Raw genomic sequence first — 13,818 nt, 5'->3', positions numbered from 1 at the left:
GGATGACGCCGGGATCATGTTAAAACAGCGGGAGTTATGAACAGGGATGGTGTGGGCAGGTGACGGAATCGAAGGGACAGCGATCGACCGGGAGAACAGCGGCCGGAAAGCGCGGCCGTAACAGTACGGGCAGCGCTTTCCGGCATGCCGGATTGATTATTTCGGGACCTTTTCCCAGTCTTCCAGGAACTTCTTGACCCCGGCGTCGGTCAGCGGGTGCTTGGCGAGCTGCAGCATGACACTGTACGGGATGGTGGCAATGTCGGCGCCGATGAGGGCGGACTGGAGCACATGCACCGGGTTGCGGACACTGGCGACGATGATCTCGGCAGTGTAGCCGTAATTGTCGAAGATGGTCCGGATCTCTGCGATGATCCCCATGCCGTCCTGGGAGATATCGTCCAGTCGCCCCACGAACGGCGAGACATAGGTGGCCCCTGCCTTGGCCGCCAAGAGCGCCTGCATCGGGGTGAAGATCAGGGTGACATTGGTCTTGATCTTCAGCCGGGTCAGTTCATTGGTCGCCTTCAGCCCTTCCGGGGTCATCGGCACCTTGACGACGATGTTCTTGTGGATCTTGACCAGTTCCTTGGCCTCTTTCACCATCCCCTTGGCGTCCAGGGATATGACCTCGGCCGAGATCGGCCCGTCAACAATGGAGACGATCTCCTTGATCACGTCCTTGAATTTACGTCCGGACTTGGCAATCAGCGACGGGTTGGTGGTGACGCCGTCAACCAGTCCCAGTTCGTGGGCTTCGCGGATTTCGTTGACGTCGGCGGTGTCGATAAAAAATTTCATTGTTCCTCCGTTTAGAAACGCGCCTTTTCCGCGATCTCGGCGTTGCCTGCGTCATCGCGTGTGCGACGTAGCGCTGCTACGTCTCCGTGCTCTTCCTTGGCGCCTTGACCTAGCGAAAAAATCGCGTTCCTTGGTTTTTATAGTGGTGAAGCCATTTACTTTTGTTCGATTTGGTCGCGGTATTTCTCCAGACATGCCATGGAACAGAAATAGATCCGTTCCCCCTCTACAGTGCCGATAACCGCATCGTCCCTGGCCACGTAGACGCCGCAGACCGGGTCGCGGAGCGCTTCTTCGTCCTTCTTGGCCGGCGGTTCCTCGGCTTTGCGGTTGGCCAGGAACCCCTTGACGATTTTGAACCCTACATAAATCAGGACCAGCCAGATCAGCATGCGCATCGTGATTTCCTATACCTTCCGCACCTTGCCGGTATTCGGGGCGGCACGGAGGAGTTGGCTAACTGTTTTTCCCAGGCCCGGATGGATGGCATCAGGCGCGATTTCCTTCAGCGGGGCCAGGGCGAAGCGTCGCTCATGCAGCCGCGGATGGGGGATGACCAGGTCGGGGGTGTCGAGAATCAGGTCGTCGAAGAGCAGGATGTCGAGATCCATCCGGCGCGGTCCCCATTTGGTCTCCCGTTTCCGGTCAAAGGAGTCGCGCTCGATCCTCTGGAGTTTCCCCAGGAGCTCGGCCGGCTCAAGGTCGGTCGCCAGCCGCAGCGCCGCATTCAGGTAATTGTCCTGGGGTGGGCCGACCGGCTCTGTTTCATAAAATGCGGACAGTGCCGTGATCTTTGAGCCGGGAAGCTTGCCGAGCTCGGCAACCGCTCTGAGCAGGTTCAGCTCCCGGTCTCCGATGTTCGATCCCATGGCGATGTAGGCCGTGTGAAGCACACGCGGATTAGAGCATAAAAGAGGGGATTTTTCAACAGTTACTGGCAGGTGCCGGCCAATGTACCGCGAGCCAGACCGTCCGGGCCTGCGGATCGGTCCAGCTAACGCGGTGGCGCAAACGGGAAGGGATCATAAGGCAATCGCCTGGGACCAGCCTGACCGGGGCGGCATTGCCGCCGAACTGCAGTTCCGCTCCGCCGGAAAGGAGCAGCACCCACTCGTCCCATTCCTGATCATACCATTCCCCTGGCGGGGTTGCCTGCCCCTGGGAGACGATTCGCTCGATCCGCACACCGCCTCGTTCGGCCAGGGTCTGGAAAACCTCGGCATGCGAAGCATCGGGCATGGTGGCAAAGAGGTTCGTTAATTCGGGGAGGCGGCTCATTTACCGCTGTTATCAGGTTGGACGATCTCTTCCAGCGACGGTTTCGGATCGGGGGCCGGGCTCGGGACCGCTGCCGGCTCCGGTTGCGGGGCCGGAATGGTCTCCAGCTCCTTTGGGTCAGGCTGAGGGTTTCCGGCCCGCTCCGGTTGCGTCGTCTGGGCGCGTTCATCCTGCCGCCGGCTCAGCTCTTTCCTGAGCATGTCATTCTCCTGCCGCAACTTTTCGAGCAGCGCATTCTCCCCGGTCAGTTTTCTCACCTGTTCTGCAAGGGCATCCCTTTCCGCCTGCAGTGCGGCCAGCCCTTTGCCGGCTTTTTCGTTAGCGCTGACTGCCTCTTTCAACCGGGCGATCTCGGCGCGCAGATCGTCGAATATCTTGACCCTTGATTTGACGATTTCGCTCTTCTTGTTGATGGCGTCAAGCTCGGCTTCGATCTTGGCGCGTTCGATCCTCGATGCCGCAAGCTTCAGGGTCAGCTCTGCCAGAGAAGTCTGATGGCGGACATCCTGTTCCGCTTCATCGGAAATCCCGCCGAAGATCTTTTCCCCGCCTTTCAGGGCGGCAGCGGCCCGGTCAAGGTATTGTGCGGCGGTCTCCAGATCGGCGGCCACTGCCTTGTTTTCGCCGGCTTTGCCCCTCAGATCCTCCAGCGCCGTCCGACCTGTGTCGATCAGTGCTCGCGTCTTGGCGGCATCAGCGGCGCCGGCACTGCCCGAGCCCATGAACAGAGTCAAAACGACAATAATCGTCAGTATGCGCATATTAATTCTCCCCTCCCTGCAGATACCTCTCCAGCTGGGCTTCGAGCTTTTTCAGGGCCACGCGCTGCACCGCCACCTGTTCCAGCAGTTCCCGTTCCGCACCCTTTGCTTCGGCAACAGCAAGCTGCAGGGTTGCGGTCTCGATCTTCTGCTGCGCGAGCTTGTCGTTCCCCACTGCGACCGCGGCCTGTGCTGCCGAGATTGTCGCCAGCGCCTCCTTGAGCGAATCAGCGGCATATTCCGAGATCTTGCCGGTTTTGGCCTCGGCCGCTTTTGCTTCAAGCTGCTGCAGCCGGGTCTCCGTATCGCCGGCCCAAGCGGAGCCGCTGCTTACGGCCAGTGTCAGTAAGGTGTACACCAGGAAATAGCGCATTTGGACCTCCGTAGAAAGAATAGTTTGAATGATAGCACAACTCCATGCCGAGGCAAATCCGGTCATCGGCAGGTCGAGATCTGGTCAGGGGTGCCGGGGATCTACGGTTAAAACCTTTCCAGAATGTTCCACCAGCCGGCCAGGGACAGGAAGGAGAGCGGGATGCCGATCCCCAGCATCAGGGCAACCAGGTCGGGTTCCAGGCCGTGGTCTACCGCAACGATACCGGCCGTAATCATCGGCGGCATGGCCGCCTCGAACAGGGTCACCCGCATGGTCTGGTCTGCCCCGCCGAACAGTCCGATGTAGAGCAGGGCGATCAGGGCCGGACCGAACAGGAGTTTGAAGGCCAGACCGGTCAAGAGCGGTTTCGCCTGAGCGGCAGCGGCGCCGAAAATTAGCTGGAACCCGACCGAGACGATAGCCACCGGCGCGATGGTGTCTGCCAGTTTCTGCAGCACGGTCACAACCATCGGGTGAAACGGGACCGGCTTGAGCAGAAACGCCAAGCATAGGGCCTGAAAAGGGGGGAACATGATGACCTTGCGTCCCATCGCCCTGGCGGAAACCCCGCCTGAAGAGTATATGGATGCGGCCAGAACGCCCAGTGTGGAGAGGACCAGGAACGAGCCGAGCTGGTCCGCGATGATGCCGATGCCGAGTAACTCCTTGCCGTACCAGGCCTCGATCATCGGCAAGCCGACAAAAGAGGTGTTGCCGAGCCCGCCTACCAGGACCAGGGCGCCGGTTGCGCCCGCTGACAACCTGAGCAGCCTGGCGGCCGCCGCAAAAAAGAGCCAGCCGGCGCCGAACAGCAGCCATGCCATCAGGCCGGTCAACAGCAGGGACGGTTCAAGCGTCAAGTCGTGAATGTAGCGGATTGCCGCTGCCGGGAGCGCTACGTTGATCACGTAACCGTTCAGAGCTGCCGGAGTTGATGACGGCATACGCCCGGTCCTCCGGAGCAGTATCCCCATCAGCAGGCAGACGGCAAGCAGCGCGATATTGGCCATTATTCCCCCCTCAGTTGTCAGAAATTATAGCACAGCCCTATGGCTCTGATTAGTAACGCTGATTATTAGTTCCTCTTCATAGTGCCGGTCGTGCTATAATTTACTCAAAGGAGTGCGGTACACGAGGGGGTGACAATCATGAAAGGTACGATGATGCCGATGACCACGGCCAGACCGAAAAATGCGGTGCCGATGCTGGCCAAGCATGAGCGGATGATCCGGCGGGCCGCCAATCACAATCTGCATGTCATAACCCATCACGGCAAGGTAATGGTAGGACGGAAAGGGAGAACCGGCGGATCGGGGCAGATGTAATAAATGCGGAGTTGAGCGCCCGGAACCACCGGGCATTTTTTTGCACGGGGGGCGACCTGAAACTGCCTGCCTGCGGTCATACGAGCGGCAGCACGGGGCCGGTGCGATGGCTAATCGGGCAGCGTCAATCTTCGCAGAAAAAGATGCGGCAGATCCTGGGGCGCAGGTCATAGATACCACACCGGTTGCCGTCCAGAAACTCGCAGCCGTTCTCGATAATGAGATAGAAGCGGCCGTCAAGCGTGAATGCGAGGCGGGCCGCACCAAGGGATTCGAGCCGCGAATATTCGTCCGCATCAAGTTCGATGCTGGGAAAGCCGCGGCAACAGTCGGCAGCACAGGCGACGCAGCGTTCGTTTCCATCCAGCGGCTGCTCGCGGAGTATGCCGTGTCTCTTTTTTCTTGCGGCCGAGAAGAATGACATGATCTCCTCCCGTTTTCACGGTAAATGCAGCAGGAGAAGGGGGGGTCCGGCTAATCACGGGCTGCCTGGTCGCCGCTCACCGCTTGTCCGCTGCGAACCTCGTTTCTTTGCCGCCACCGATGGCGACCAGAAGGATAGCGGCTATTGCCGCCAGCAGCGCGCCGAACAGGAATGCCGCGGAACTCCCGGCACGTTGCCAGATAACCCCGAAGATCAGGCTGGCCGGCAGAGCGCCTGCTCCAACGGCGAAATTGAACCAGCCAAAGGCGCGGCCGCGTTCTACCTGCGGCGCCAGATCAGAAATATACGCTTTTTCGGTCCCTTCCGTAAACCCGTAGAACAGGCCGTAAACCGCAAACAGCCCCCAGATCTGGGGCTCGCTCGTTGCCAGGGCGAATCCCGCATAGGCCAGGGCATAAACTGTCCAGCCGGCGATGATGACCGACCTCCGGCCGATCCGGTCCGACAACGCGCCGAAGGGGATGACCGCGAGCATCTTGACCAGATGGAAAAAGGCCCATAGTTGCGCGATTCGCACTGTCGGCACCCCGGCCTGTGACGCTTTAAGCAGCAGGAAGGCGTCGGAAGAGTTGCCGAGGGTAAAGAGAAACAGAATCAGCAGGTAGCTCCGCAGCCTGCCGCCGGGGAGACGCCCTAGGATAACGGGGGGCGCGCTCGGGGCGGGTTCCCGCGAACTTTCCGTCACCTTCGCGGCGATCAGGATGACCGCCAAGATGCCTGGGATGGCCGAAAGGAGAAAGACGGTCCTGAGATTCTTCGTGACCGTGTACAGAAGCAGCGAGGCCAGCAGAGGGCCGATCAGTGCCCCGGCGTGATCCATGGCACGGTGAAAGCCGAAGGCCAGCCCCCGGTTGCCGCCGTCAACCGTGTCGGCTATGAGGGCATCTCGGGGAGAGGTGCGCACCCCTTTGCCGGTCCGGTCGACAAAACGGATGAACATCAGCTGGGTTGCCGATCCGGCAAAGGCCACCAGCGGTCTGGCCAGGGCCGATATGCCATATCCTGCCAGCACCAGCCGTTTGCGGCTGCGGACCCGGTCTGCCAGCACCCCGGAGTAAAGCTTCAAAAGCGCTGAGGTCGATTCCGCCACTCCTTCGATTATGCCCAGAAAGGCCGGTCCGGCGCCGAGCGTGGTGGCGAGGAACAGTGGCAGCAGCGGGTAGATCATCTCGCTGGAGATGTCGGTCAGCAGGCTAACCAGGCCGAGCACCACCACATTGCCCGGCAGTCCACGCAGGAGCCTGATCACGGAATGACCCAGCTGTCCCGAAACCGGTTCACGGCAGAACCACCAGTGCCACGCCGCCGGCCAGCACCGCCAGGTTGCAGGCGGCGGAAATGCCGTGGAGTTTTGCGAACTCCCGCCGCAGCGGGTGCTCTTTCGGCGTTGTTTCAAAGGAGCCGATCTGTTGTTTCAGCTTCGCGGCTTTCGGTTCCACGTAGAACGCCTGGAATGAGGACACTGCCAGCATGGCGATGATCAGCAGCACCGGGGCCTTTGGCCCGAAACCGCGGCTGATGAGGCGGCAGACAAGGGCAATTGCGCCGCAGGCCAGCCCCCAGCGGAAATAGCCGGGGAAGAGATTCCCGACGATGCGGCCAGCCGTGTCGCGGCTCTCGGTCTTGAACAGGATCGGAGTCAACATCAGGGTGAAGATGGCGTTCCCACCGGCCCAGAGTGCGATGGCAAGGCGGTAAATGGGATCGAGGAATTTCATGTTGGGTTCCTTTGCAGTTGGAATGGTGACTACCCCTGGCTTTGGATCACTCCGCCATCTTGCGGCGGAAGATCCATACTGCCGCTATAAAGGCGGACAGCGCCGTGGTGTAAAGCAGTATGAGAAATCCGAATGACACATTGCCGCTGACCAGGGCTTGACGGGCTCCTTCAAAAAGCGCGGTTGTGGGCAGAGACCTGACTATCGGTATGATCACCTGAGGATAGGAGGATAGGGGGAAAAACAGCCCGGACATGAAGATTAACGGCATGATGAATACCGCCTCCACCCGGCCGATAGTCTCGGGTTTGTCCATCAGGGTGCCGGAGATGACCCCAGCACAGGAGAAGAGCACGGAGCCCGGGATCAGAAACAGGAGGTAGACGGCAAGGTGCGCTGGCGGAAAACGGAACGGGGTGATCAGGGAGATGACCAGCCCTACAGCGATCCCCTTTACCAGGCCGTGAGTAAACCCGGAAAACAGCTTGGCGCAGACGATGCCGGATACCGTTACCGGTGTGACCCGGTAAGATTCGATGGTGAACTGCACCCGCCGGTGAAACCAGAGGCTCCATACGCTCTCGCTATAAGCGGCGTTCACGGCGGTCATGGTGATCAGCCCCGGCGCGATGAACATGCTGTACGGAATCCCCTCCACCAGCCCGATATAGCCCTGCATGCCGATGCCGAAGGCGAGGTAGATGGTGAGCGGGTAGGCGATTACCGCTATCATCTCCGACATGATGCTGCGCCGCAGAACCAGCATGTCCCGGCGCCAGATTGCGAGTGCTCCGGCCATGCTCATTCGCGTACCCCCTTGCCGGTCAGCGAGATGAACACCTCTTCCAGGGTGCGTTCCTTGAGGGATATTCTCCGGATCTCGTTGCCTGCCAGTGCCGCAACCAGGGCAGAGAGGCATTCCCAGTGCTCCAGCTCGATTGTCGCTCTGTTCCCCTCCAGGGTGAGCTTGCGAATGCAGGAGAGGTTGCCGAGTGTGGCGGCAAAAGCGTCGGCGTTCCCCCCGAACTCGATCTCGTAAAGGGCGCCGCCGGTAAGGCGTTCCTTCAGTTCCGTTGCGCTCCCCTGAGTGATCAGCTTGCCGTGGTCCATGATGGCGATCCTTTCGCAGAGCTGGTCCGCTTCCTCCAGGTAATGAGTGGTCAGGAAGATGGTCATGCTCCCGGCGATGGACTTGACGTAATCCCAGACCGCGTGCCGTGATTGAGGGTCCAGACCGGTGGTCGGCTCATCCAGAAACAGAATCCGGGGGTGGTGAACGAGTGCCCGCGCCACAACGAGCCGTCTCTGCATCCCCCCGGAATAGCTGTCCGGGAAGTCGTTCTGCCTCCCGGCCAGCCCGAAAAGCTCCAGGAGCTCGTCAATCCGCTTCCGGTACGAGGTCACCGGCATTTCATGCAGGCGGGCATGAAGTTCCAGGTTTTCCCTGGCGGTAAGGTACCGGTCAAGACTGTTTTCCTGGGGGACAACGCCGATCAGTCTGCGGATCTCCCTGCTGTGCGATGCGGTGTCAAAACCCTCTATGCACGCCGTGCCGGAAGTCGGGCGCATCAGGGTAGTAAGAATGCGGATCAGGGTGGTCTTGCCGGCGCCGTTCGGCCCCAAAAGGCCAAAGATGCCACCCCGGGTTACTTCGAGATCGAACTCGTCAAGCGCGGTCAGGTTCCCGTAACGCTTTGCGAGGGATCTGGTCGTTATGGCTGCGGTCATAATTCCATTCTCATTGCAAATATTGAAGCCTTGACTGAGGGGGGTGTTGGGGTAATCATACACATAATATCACCATCAGACAATGCTCGCGGAGAAGTGATGGATCAGACGGTTTATGAACGCCGGAAAATGGCAAATCTGCTGCAGACAGCGGTCATAATGATTGCCCTGGTCGGGATTAGTTAATGAACCCGATGATTGCTGCAGCGGAAGCTGCCGCCTCTTCTTCGTGGGGATTGTGGCCGCAATCCATTACGACCAGTCTTGAACCGGGGATTTCTGCATGCAGCCGCTCGCCGCTTTGCAGCCGAATCACCCGGTCATACCGTCCCCAGATAATGAGGGTGGGGACGTCAATCTGCCCATGGTCCGGAATCGATCTCAGGGAATCTACCTGCCGCGCGGTGGCAATGATGGCGGCAACCGTTCCGGCGCCGCGGAAGCATCCCATGTAGCGGGCAACCCTGGCTTCCGTTACCTGCTCCGGATCGTGATAGACATGACGCAAATTATACCGCACCATTGACCGTAACGGCAGTAGCCGGAGCAGGAGCCAGCCGAGGATCGGCTTACGCAGCCATTGAAAGAACCGCGGGAAACGTTGCGGGTAGGCAGCGGCGTCGATAAGCACCAGCCTGGATATCAGCGCCGATCGACAGGTTGCCTTCCCCTTGTGCCAGGCGAGCAGGGCGATTCCGCCGCCGAGCGAGTGGCCGATCATGGTGATATTTCTTATCCCCAACCCTTCGATCGCGTTCAGAACCAGGTTTGCCTGGTCTTCCGGGCTGTAGGCGTTGTCGCGCGGTTTATCAGACTTGCCGCTCCCCTTGAGATCGAGCAGGTAAAGCCGGAATCGATCAAGCGGAAAGTAGGGTGAGATTTCCTCCCAGGTTACCGAAGATGCGGCAAAACCATGCAGGAAGAGGAGCGGTTCCGGGCCAGCGCCAATGGCCTCGCAGTGCAGCTTCGGACCGATAGAGAGGCAGGATGGACATTTCATGGCCGGGCTTTCCTCTGCGGTTCGAGCAATGCAACTTGAATCATTTTAGCAACCATGATAAAGAACAGCAATGCTCGGCATGCCGGGAAATTGAGACAGGAGGAATGTTCAGTGAAAAAGCCGCAGATCATATTTAAGTACCTGTTTGCAGAAGATTACAACCCGGTTTATATCAATGGCGCCCATGGTGGGGTTTCGCCGCGCGGGGAACTGGTAGTCCACTTTTACCTGGAGCGCTCGGGAATACCGGTGGCGATTACACAGGAAATAAATGCTAACGGCACCATCGGCGCTGTTATCGATGAGGTCCCGGCCGATTTCAACCAGACGCTTTACCGGGCGGTTGAATCCGGAATCGTGTTGAATTACGAAAGTGCCCGAACGATCCATGCCTGGTTTGGGGAGAGGGTCAAGGAGCTCGAAGCGGTGCAGCAGGCCAAGGATGCCATGAAGTTCGGGCCGGCCGAACCGTCTACCGACATCACCCACTGATCTGTATTCAACGGCCGGGGCTGGCAGAGTCCTGTCCCCGGCCTTCAAATGTCCAGCACTACGGTTGCCTGCCATCCTGACGCGGTTTTCGCAACTTCAAACAGGTGCAGCGTCACCCCTTTCACGTCGACATTGAGCGGGTGTCGCTTGGGATTGATCTTTTCCCCGGCCAGGGTGACTGCCAACTCGTAACCTCCCACATCTTTCTTGACCGAAATATTCTCCACCAGCAGCAGCAGGCGCTGGGCATCCTTGAGATAGACAAGCTCGCCCAGGAAGTCGAACAGCAACATCTCGATCGAGTCGTTTTCCAACACCAGGGTTATTTTTTCGCGGCGGCTGATGGCGGACAGGTCTGCCACCATGACGTTCAAGGTCGCTTCCGCAGCTTCCACGAACATTTCCTCAATGGTCGAGCCCCAGGCCTCAAAGGCAACATCTGCGGTTGCGACCTTTTCCAGGAATCGGTACGGCATCGTTACCCCTTGATGTTGCCGATCGGCGTCAATTTTACCACTCTTCTGCTGAGCCCCGCTTGTTCCGTGACTGCAGCCACTTCATCGATATCCTTGTAAGCGGCGCCTGCCTCTTCCGCCAACCCCCCCAATGAATCGGTCATTATGTAAATACCCCGCTGTTCGAGCTCTTTCTGCAGTTTGTCTCCCCGAAACAGCTTCTTTGCCTGGTGCCTGCTCATGGTGCGGCCGCTGCCGTGCGCGGTTGTGGCAAACGTGGCTTCGCTGCCGGGCATCCCGGCTAGCAGGTAAGAACCGGTTTCCATGCTGCCGCCGATGATCACCGGCTGTCCGGTTAGCCGGTAGCAATCCGGTAGCTCGGGTGACCCCGGACCCAGCGATCGGGTCGCTCCCTTTCTATGCACCAGCAGTTCGCGGGTCGTGCCGGCCACCCGGTGGCGTTCGAGTTTGGCGGTATTGTGCGCAACATCGTACAGCATCCGCATCCCCAAATCAAACGGGTCGCGATGAAAGGTTTCGCTGAATACCTCACGAATCCTGTGCAGGATCAGTTGGCGGTTGGCAAACGCCATGTTCACGGCGCATTTCATGGCTGCGTAATAATCCTGCCCTTCCGTAGACCGGAATGGTGCGCAGGCAAGTTCCCGGTCATATACCGCCAGCCCGTACTTCGGCCCCATTGCCTTTAAAAATCTCTGGAGAAAGTCGGTGGCGATCTGATGACCGAACCCGCGACTGCCACAGTGAAACATGATCACGACCTGGTTCGGGATCGAGAGGCCGAAAGACCGGGCAATCTTTTCGTCCATGATATTCTCCGGCCGGGCGACCTGGATCTCGCAGTAATGATTTCCACTGCCAAGGGTGCCGAGCTGGTGTATCCCGCGCTCAATCGCCTTATGGCTTACTTTGTCGATGTCCGCACCCTGGAAGCAGCCCCCTTCTTCGGTCAGCTCCAAATCCTCGCTGGAGGCGTATCCGGCTTTGCGGCACCAGCGCGACCCCTGCTCGGCAATCATCCCGAATTCGCTTTCCTTGATTTTATATGCGCCATGGCATCCCACTCCGGTCGGGATCCGCGCAAAGAGCCGGTTTACCAGCTGGTGCAAATGCGGCCTGATTTCTTGTTCGGTCAGGTTTGTCAGCACCAGCCTCATGCCGCAGTTGATGTCGAATCCTATGCCGCCGGGCGAGATCACTCCGTTCTCGGGGTCCATTGCGGCGACCCCTCCGATCGGGAAACCGTAGCCCCAGTGGCCGTCCGGCATGCAGTAGGAGTAGCCGGTAATCCCGGGAAGGCAGGCAACGTTGGCCGCCTGATCGAATACGGTCTGTTCCATGGCATTGATCAGTTTTTCCGAGGCAATGATACGTGCCGGGACAAGCATTCCTTTCTTGTATGAGACCGGCAGTTCCCAGGTTGTTGCGGAAATGCGGGTGAGTTCTTTGGGGAGCGTCATGCTGCACCTCCTTGAAGTGCCATCTTTTTACAGGTAATTATAACGCAAATGTGTGTTTAATAATTTGGCTGACTCTCTGGAATGTGGTTGCCTGATAAATCTTAGGCAGATCGGCAGCAACCGGTTAACACACCGGCATTTTTGCCAATGGATGCAAATTGCCCCTGGACTTGAAATTATTACTCGTGGGGATACAATTAACCACAGTACAAATTTCGGGAAGGAGGTGGGGCGGATGAAAAAACGATATACATCGCCGCGCATTGTGGGAAGTTCGGCAGTCCACCCTTGTTGAGCGGAACAATGAACGGCGAAAGAGGGCATTATCGATCAAGGATAATGCCCTCTTTAATTTGTGGCCTGCCTTCAGCAATATGGACCGGAGGAAGAGATGATCCGTTACATAGAGGTAAAAAGTCGTGCACGAACCGAATTCATTGATATAACCGGCCAACTGCAGGAAGCGGTCAAGAATGCCGGGGTTCGTAACGGTATCTGTCATCTCTTTGTCTTGCACACGACAGCGGCTATAACGATTAATGAAGGCGCGGATCCCGCAGTTCAGCGCGATATGGTGGCTTTCCTGAACAAGCTTGTGCCCCATGACCCTTATTTCACTCATGCTGAAGGGAACTCTGACGCTCACATAAAATCTTCAATAATCGGCGCAAGCCAGAGCGTGTTTATTGAAAACACCAAACTATTGCTCGGGACATGGCAGGCGGTTTATTTTTGTGAATTTGACGGACCGAGACACCGGAGAGTCGCCCTCAAGATCTCATCGGACGAAGGGTAATTCATGCAGGGGTCAGCGATTTTTCACATGCGTGCCGATACAGCTCTTCACCTTCTATAAAAGATTCTATCTTCAAACCAAAACCCGCTTTTTTGACCAGTCTTGCCATTTGCGGCGGAACCCTTTTGGCCCACATGACCTTACCTGTAAAGGAAATGGATTGATCCTCCGGAAGAGTTATGGTCACTTTAAGCAAGGTTCCGGGAGCGTAGGTATTAGTCGTTCTTATGAACATCCCTTCCGTGCTTATATCTTCAGTGAAGCCGAGTCTTGTTGCTTCATTTTCTCCGAATCGAAGGGCAAACCTGCGCCGGTGTCTCATCAGGTAACGTTTTTCGGCCATTGGCATTCCTGTGTAATGAATTTTATTGAGAGAGAGTATATCATCACGTCTTAAGTACGCAAATTAACGGTCAGCTTTTCTCTATCCGCCGGTTAGAAACATTGTATCGGGCGATCAGATCTCTTCTCCGGTGCAAATTCTTGTCTTGACCACCCTGATTTCAGGACGTAACCCCTCCAGCTCGTAATATATTTTTGCCAGAAATCTTACAGTGACAATCTTGTGGATATAAGCCTGCGTGAACCGGTAAAGCATTTTGCGCAGCCGGGAAGGCCTAGTGCCAAGGAGCATTGGGCAGTAATCTGACAGCTGCAATATTACTTTAATTCCGTTACGGATCGGTTTGCATGAGAAGGTGAGTTCACCGCGGCAACAGTTTTCTCTCTGCACAAGAAGTCCGCCGCATATTGATAATGTTATGGATTCGGTATCCCCGGACATGGTTTTAGTCGGGCACTGGAAGGTTATCATGCTGAACCTGGTGCTGAGCAAGAGGAACTCTAGCTTGTCATTTGTCCTGCAGGGTCTAATCAGCGATAGGGTGAATACTTTGATATACTGAAGATATCTGTCCAGCAGGATACTGGGGGAAAGGCGTCCTATGCATGACCGCGGGAGAACGATCCATTGGATTGAGAAAACAGAGGAGCCGTGCAGCAGAACCTGCTGGAGGCCGATCTTTTCCCGAAGGGTGTGGCTCCCCGCCGCCATTGAAAACTCCCCAAGCGATTTTAACGGACCATAGCACAAAAAAGTAAGACTGTCTTGCTGCTCTTGCTCCGGCCATTGTTGTCAGCAAAAAGCGGTTAACACCCCGGG

20 protein-coding genes are annotated in these 13,818 nt (G+C 57.5%); 3 read left to right on the top strand and 17 right to left on the bottom strand.

Annotated features, from left to right (window positions below):
• Positions 1–156: 156 nt before the first annotated feature.
• The 7 genes from fsa to OR1_RS09040 all read right to left on the bottom strand — a co-directional run bounded on the left by fsa (position 157) and on the right by OR1_RS09040 (position 4,226).
• The gene (gene fsa / locus OR1_RS09070; RefSeq protein ID WP_041971432.1) at positions 157–801 is read right to left on the bottom strand and encodes a fructose-6-phosphate aldolase; all 645 of its coding nucleotides are present in this window, start codon (positions 799–801) and stop codon (positions 157–159) included.
• Between the two features lie 155 nt (positions 802–956).
• Positions 957–1,199 carry a transcriptional regulator gene (locus OR1_RS09065; RefSeq protein WP_041971431.1) on the bottom strand — a complete coding sequence of 81 codons (243 nt, stop codon included), beginning with the start codon at positions 1,197–1,199 and terminating at the stop codon, positions 957–959.
• 9 nt (positions 1,200–1,208) lie between these two features.
• Positions 1,209–1,670, bottom strand: a complete 462-nt coding sequence (gene folK, locus OR1_RS09060) for a 2-amino-4-hydroxy-6-hydroxymethyldihydropteridine diphosphokinase (protein ID WP_041971429.1) — start codon at positions 1,668–1,670, stop codon at positions 1,209–1,211.
• 55 nt (positions 1,671–1,725) lie between these two features.
• On the bottom strand, positions 1,726–2,079 hold the full coding sequence (locus OR1_RS09055; RefSeq protein ID WP_041971427.1) for a cupin domain-containing protein: 354 nt from the start codon (positions 2,077–2,079) through the stop codon (positions 1,726–1,728).
• The gene (locus OR1_RS09050) at positions 2,076–2,840 is read right to left on the bottom strand and encodes a hypothetical protein (RefSeq protein WP_041971426.1); all 765 of its coding nucleotides are present in this window, start codon (positions 2,838–2,840) and stop codon (positions 2,076–2,078) included. The genes OR1_RS09055 and OR1_RS09050 overlap by 4 nt, the downstream gene beginning before the upstream one ends.
• A gap of 1 nt (position 2,841) precedes the next feature.
• Positions 2,842–3,213: a hypothetical protein gene (locus OR1_RS09045; protein WP_041971425.1), complete on the bottom strand. Its 372-nt coding sequence runs from the start codon at positions 3,211–3,213 to the stop codon at positions 2,842–2,844.
• Positions 3,214–3,320: 107 nt separating this feature from the next.
• Complete coding sequence (locus tag OR1_RS09040) at positions 3,321–4,226, bottom strand: AEC family transporter (protein ID WP_041971423.1); 906 nt, start codon at positions 4,224–4,226, stop codon at positions 3,321–3,323.
• A 138-nt stretch (positions 4,227–4,364) separates the two neighbouring features.
• On the opposite strand from OR1_RS09040, the gene OR1_RS22275 reads away from it, so the two are divergent.
• Positions 4,365–4,541, top strand: coding sequence for a hypothetical protein (locus OR1_RS22275; protein WP_160295233.1), 177 nt, complete (start codon positions 4,365–4,367; stop codon positions 4,539–4,541).
• Between the two features lie 124 nt (positions 4,542–4,665).
• On the opposite strand, the gene OR1_RS09035 is transcribed toward OR1_RS22275, so the two are convergent.
• The 6 genes from OR1_RS09035 to OR1_RS09010 all read right to left on the bottom strand — a co-directional run bounded on the left by OR1_RS09035 (position 4,666) and on the right by OR1_RS09010 (position 9,432).
• Positions 4,666–4,965: a YkgJ family cysteine cluster protein gene (locus OR1_RS09035; RefSeq protein WP_041971422.1), complete on the bottom strand. Its 300-nt coding sequence runs from the start codon at positions 4,963–4,965 to the stop codon at positions 4,666–4,668.
• Positions 4,966–5,041: 76 nt separating this feature from the next.
• Entirely contained in the window at positions 5,042–6,235 is a 1,194-nt protein-coding gene (locus OR1_RS09030) for an MFS transporter (protein WP_237754261.1), read from the bottom strand.
• A 28-nt stretch (positions 6,236–6,263) separates the two neighbouring features.
• Positions 6,264–6,704: a DUF4149 domain-containing protein gene (locus tag OR1_RS09025; RefSeq protein WP_041971421.1), complete on the bottom strand. Its 441-nt coding sequence runs from the start codon at positions 6,702–6,704 to the stop codon at positions 6,264–6,266.
• 46 nt (positions 6,705–6,750) lie between these two features.
• The gene (locus OR1_RS09020) at positions 6,751–7,509 is read right to left on the bottom strand and encodes an ABC transporter permease (protein WP_237754260.1); all 759 of its coding nucleotides are present in this window, start codon (positions 7,507–7,509) and stop codon (positions 6,751–6,753) included.
• Complete coding sequence (locus tag OR1_RS09015) at positions 7,506–8,432, bottom strand: daunorubicin resistance protein DrrA family ABC transporter ATP-binding protein (RefSeq protein ID WP_041971419.1); 927 nt, start codon at positions 8,430–8,432, stop codon at positions 7,506–7,508. The genes OR1_RS09020 and OR1_RS09015 overlap by 4 nt, the downstream gene beginning before the upstream one ends.
• A 178-nt stretch (positions 8,433–8,610) precedes the next feature.
• On the bottom strand, positions 8,611–9,432 hold the full coding sequence (locus OR1_RS09010) for an alpha/beta fold hydrolase (RefSeq protein WP_041971417.1): 822 nt from the start codon (positions 9,430–9,432) through the stop codon (positions 8,611–8,613).
• Between the two features lie 111 nt (positions 9,433–9,543).
• Between OR1_RS09010 and OR1_RS09005 the strand changes: the two genes are divergently transcribed.
• Positions 9,544–9,924 (top strand): hypothetical protein, encoded by a 381-nt coding sequence (locus tag OR1_RS09005; RefSeq protein ID WP_370543342.1) that lies wholly within the window; start codon positions 9,544–9,546, stop codon positions 9,922–9,924.
• Positions 9,925–9,968: 44 nt separating this feature from the next.
• Here OR1_RS09005 and OR1_RS09000 read toward each other — a convergent pair whose 3' ends face one another.
• On the bottom strand, positions 9,969–10,400 hold the full coding sequence (locus tag OR1_RS09000; RefSeq protein WP_041971414.1) for an archease: 432 nt from the start codon (positions 10,398–10,400) through the stop codon (positions 9,969–9,971).
• A gap of 2 nt (positions 10,401–10,402) precedes the next feature.
• Positions 10,403–11,860, bottom strand: coding sequence for an RtcB family protein (locus OR1_RS08995; protein WP_041971413.1), 1,458 nt, complete (start codon positions 11,858–11,860; stop codon positions 10,403–10,405).
• Between the two features lie 391 nt (positions 11,861–12,251).
• Between OR1_RS08995 and OR1_RS08990 the strand changes: the two genes are divergently transcribed.
• Positions 12,252–12,656 carry a secondary thiamine-phosphate synthase enzyme YjbQ gene (locus OR1_RS08990; protein WP_041971412.1) on the top strand — a complete coding sequence of 135 codons (405 nt, stop codon included), beginning with the start codon at positions 12,252–12,254 and terminating at the stop codon, positions 12,654–12,656.
• Position 12,657: 1 nt separating this feature from the next.
• Here the strand turns inward: OR1_RS08990 and OR1_RS08985 are convergent, their stop codons facing one another.
• Both OR1_RS08985 and OR1_RS08980 read right to left on the bottom strand, forming a co-directional pair.
• A complete protein-coding gene (locus OR1_RS08985) occupies positions 12,658–12,999 on the bottom strand; it encodes a PilZ domain-containing protein (RefSeq protein ID WP_041971411.1) in 342 nt (113 codons plus the stop codon).
• A 114-nt stretch (positions 13,000–13,113) separates the two neighbouring features.
• Positions 13,114–13,710 carry a hypothetical protein gene (locus tag OR1_RS08980; RefSeq protein ID WP_041971410.1) on the bottom strand — a complete coding sequence of 199 codons (597 nt, stop codon included), beginning with the start codon at positions 13,708–13,710 and terminating at the stop codon, positions 13,114–13,116.
• Positions 13,711–13,818: the final 108 nt, after the last annotated feature.

The organism is Geobacter sp. OR-1 (assembly GCF_000813145.1).
In the GTDB taxonomy this organism is placed as follows: Bacteria; Desulfobacterota; Desulfuromonadia; order Geobacterales; family DSM-12255; genus Geoanaerobacter.
Note: the sequence above shows the minus strand (reverse complement) of the source record. Positions and strands in the feature narration are given on the sequence as shown.

What these genes read in the sequence shown, in the direction of transcription:
- OR1_RS09065 (WP_041971431.1), bottom strand. Translation starts at nt 1,199, where the DNA reads ATGCGCATGCTGATCTGGCTGGTCCTGATTTATGTAGGGTTCAAAATC.
- OR1_RS09010 (WP_041971417.1), bottom strand. Translation starts at nt 9,432, where the DNA reads ATGAAATGTCCATCCTGCCTCTCTATCGGTCCGAAGCTGCACTGCGAG.
- folK (WP_041971429.1), bottom strand. Translation starts at nt 1,670, where the DNA reads ATGGGATCGAACATCGGAGACCGGGAGCTGAACCTGCTCAGAGCGGTT.
- OR1_RS09020 (WP_237754260.1), bottom strand. Translation starts at nt 7,509, where the DNA reads ATGAGCATGGCCGGAGCACTCGCAATCTGGCGCCGGGACATGCTGGTT.
- OR1_RS09025 (WP_041971421.1), bottom strand. Translation starts at nt 6,704, where the DNA reads ATGAAATTCCTCGATCCCATTTACCGCCTTGCCATCGCACTCTGGGCC.
- OR1_RS08995 (WP_041971413.1), bottom strand. Translation starts at nt 11,860, where the DNA reads ATGACGCTCCCCAAAGAACTCACCCGCATTTCCGCAACAACCTGGGAA.
- OR1_RS09045 (WP_041971425.1), bottom strand. Translation starts at nt 3,213, where the DNA reads ATGCGCTATTTCCTGGTGTACACCTTACTGACACTGGCCGTAAGCAGC.
- OR1_RS08990 (WP_041971412.1), top strand. Translation starts at nt 12,252, where the DNA reads ATGATCCGTTACATAGAGGTAAAAAGTCGTGCACGAACCGAATTCATT.
- OR1_RS08980 (WP_041971410.1), bottom strand. Translation starts at nt 13,710, where the DNA reads ATGGCGGCGGGGAGCCACACCCTTCGGGAAAAGATCGGCCTCCAGCAG.
- OR1_RS08985 (WP_041971411.1), bottom strand. Translation starts at nt 12,999, where the DNA reads ATGGCCGAAAAACGTTACCTGATGAGACACCGGCGCAGGTTTGCCCTT.
- OR1_RS09055 (WP_041971427.1), bottom strand. Translation starts at nt 2,079, where the DNA reads ATGAGCCGCCTCCCCGAATTAACGAACCTCTTTGCCACCATGCCCGAT.
- OR1_RS09050 (WP_041971426.1), bottom strand. Translation starts at nt 2,840, where the DNA reads ATGCGCATACTGACGATTATTGTCGTTTTGACTCTGTTCATGGGCTCG.
- fsa (WP_041971432.1), bottom strand. Translation starts at nt 801, where the DNA reads ATGAAATTTTTTATCGACACCGCCGACGTCAACGAAATCCGCGAAGCC.
- OR1_RS09015 (WP_041971419.1), bottom strand. Translation starts at nt 8,432, where the DNA reads ATGACCGCAGCCATAACGACCAGATCCCTCGCAAAGCGTTACGGGAAC.
- OR1_RS09040 (WP_041971423.1), bottom strand. Translation starts at nt 4,226, where the DNA reads ATGGCCAATATCGCGCTGCTTGCCGTCTGCCTGCTGATGGGGATACTG.
- OR1_RS09035 (WP_041971422.1), bottom strand. Translation starts at nt 4,965, where the DNA reads ATGTCATTCTTCTCGGCCGCAAGAAAAAAGAGACACGGCATACTCCGC.
- OR1_RS22275 (WP_160295233.1), top strand. Translation starts at nt 4,365, where the DNA reads ATGAAAGGTACGATGATGCCGATGACCACGGCCAGACCGAAAAATGCG.
- OR1_RS09000 (WP_041971414.1), bottom strand. Translation starts at nt 10,400, where the DNA reads ATGCCGTACCGATTCCTGGAAAAGGTCGCAACCGCAGATGTTGCCTTT.